This window comes from Acinetobacter sp. WCHAc060033, from assembly GCF_004209125.1.
GTDB classification, from domain to species: domain Bacteria; phylum Pseudomonadota; class Gammaproteobacteria; order Pseudomonadales; family Moraxellaceae; genus Acinetobacter; species Acinetobacter wuhouensis.
Genome location: NZ_SGSW01000129.1, coordinates 1 through 1,940, shown reverse-complemented (window position 1 = coordinate 1,940; position 1,940 = coordinate 1). Strand labels below are relative to the sequence as shown.

Below are 1,940 nucleotides of genomic sequence, written 5' to 3'. Positions count from 1 at the left end.
ATGAATAATCAATAAAAAGCCGCTCTGCTGGTGCCCTATATTTCAGAACGGCTTGCTTTAATATAATGATATTTAAAGAGAAATATCAAGCATTACGTATAACGTGTATTATGTTAATTTTAGGAAAAGTGAAAAATAATCTACAATAGAATCTACGAAAAATTGGCCATCAATTATGCCTGATTTCTCCAGTGGAAATAATTGGATTGTGAGATCCCCCACTCAAAATCATAAATTAGAAAGAATTGAAGCATTTCTTTCCAATTATGCTTATAAACCTCACCGACATGATACTTATGCTATTGGCAGGACTCTTTCCGGAGTTCAAAACTTTCATTACAAAGGTACATTGCAACATAGCTTGCCAGGCATGACTATGGTTCTACACCCGGATGAAAAGCATGATGGTGAATCAGGAACATTAGATGGCTATCGCTATAGAATGATTTACATCGAACCAGCGATGATCCAAACCATTTTAAAGGGTAAACCTTTGCCTTTTATCAGACATGGCTTAAGTAATGATATTCGCCTGTTTAGGGCAATGGATAGCTTTCTAAATAATATAAATAATTATATGGATACCCTAGAAGAGGAAGATGCTCTATTTGATTTGGCAACTACACTGTGTGAAATTTCAGATACTTCATCTAACCAAAACAAAAAATTTGACTACAAGGCAGCAGAGAGAGCGCGTGAGTGTATTTTGGCGTATCCACATGAAAACTTAAGTTTGTCAGATTTAGAGAAACATGCTGATCGTGACCGCTGGAGCCTTTCTCGTGATTTCCGATTATTATTTGGAACTAGCCCACACCGTTATATGATCATGCGTCGCTTAGAAACAGTTAAGTTCTACCTTGCTCAAGGGGAGTCTATTGTTAATGCTGCTTTAAATGCAGGCTTTTTTGATCAGAGTCATATGACCAGACATTTTATAAAAACATTTGGTTTAACTCCCACTCAATGGAAAATGATAAATATTAAAAGATAGCCGTTCGATTTGAACGGCTAATTTGTCCTACAGCAGATTTATTCCATTAAGAAAATCTTTGAACATAAAAAGCCCTGATAAAATCAAGAGTATACCCATCAGCTTATTTAGCCGATTAAACCAGATAGGATTAGCAATTTTGTTGCCTAATACTTTTCCAACCAGAGCATAGGTGAATGGTGCGCCAACAGCACCAAGTGAAATCAGTAAAGAAACTATCAAGATCATGATTCCTGTGATTTTGGCTGCAGGGTACATAATTGTCGTAACAGGTAGAATGACGAGAATGGCTTTTGGATTTAATAACTGAATAAATAAGCCATTTAAGAATGTTAGATGGCTTTCTTGCTGTTGAGTTGTTTCTACATTCGCCCTAATCATTTTTATAGCCAAGTAGAATGTATAAATTGCACCCGCTAAAGCAATATAATGAATCAATCCATGTGGAATAACAGCTTCACCTATATAGCCAAACAATACGAATAAGATCAACATGGCGAAACCAATGCCTAGGTAAAATCCTATAGTCTTTTTTAATTGACCTGTAAGGCCAGAATTTAGCCCCATAAAATTTACAGGGCCTGGGCTATACATAACGCTTAATGTATAAAGAAATATTTCCACAGAGTTCACTCAATTAGATAGCAATAAACATCAAAGAGAGAACGGTATCGAGTTATAGGCCTTAAAGATTGTACGTTTGTGCTGAACTAATTAAAAATTTCTATTTAACTTATGTTCACCTAAAGTTCACTTCATAAGTGTATAAAGAAACTATGTATTGTATTTTCAATTGCTTATATAAATATTAGTCTTGGTTTAGAATTTTAAAGTTCATGAACTATGAGAAAAAACTAAGATACGATCAAAATTGTAGAACAACAAAATTATTTATACTAATTTACAAGCCACGCTGTTTAAGCGTGTCATTAAAAAATAAATCTTT

At 34.4% G+C, this 1,940-nt stretch carries 2 protein-coding genes; one reads left to right on the top strand and one right to left on the bottom strand.

All coding sequences use genetic code 11. The features are described from left to right. Window positions 1-175: 175 nt before the first annotated feature. Window positions 176-994 carry an AraC family transcriptional regulator gene (locus EXE10_RS20785; protein ID WP_032073151.1) on the top strand — a complete coding sequence of 273 codons (819 nt, stop codon included), beginning with the start codon at window positions 176-178 and terminating at the stop codon, window positions 992-994. Between the two features lie 27 nt (window positions 995-1,021). Here the strand turns inward: EXE10_RS20785 and EXE10_RS20780 are convergent, their stop codons facing one another. Next, window positions 1,022-1,618: a LysE family translocator gene (locus EXE10_RS20780; protein ID WP_074163998.1), complete on the bottom strand. Its 597-nt coding sequence runs from the start codon at window positions 1,616-1,618 to the stop codon at window positions 1,022-1,024. Window positions 1,619-1,940 lie beyond the last annotated feature (322 nt).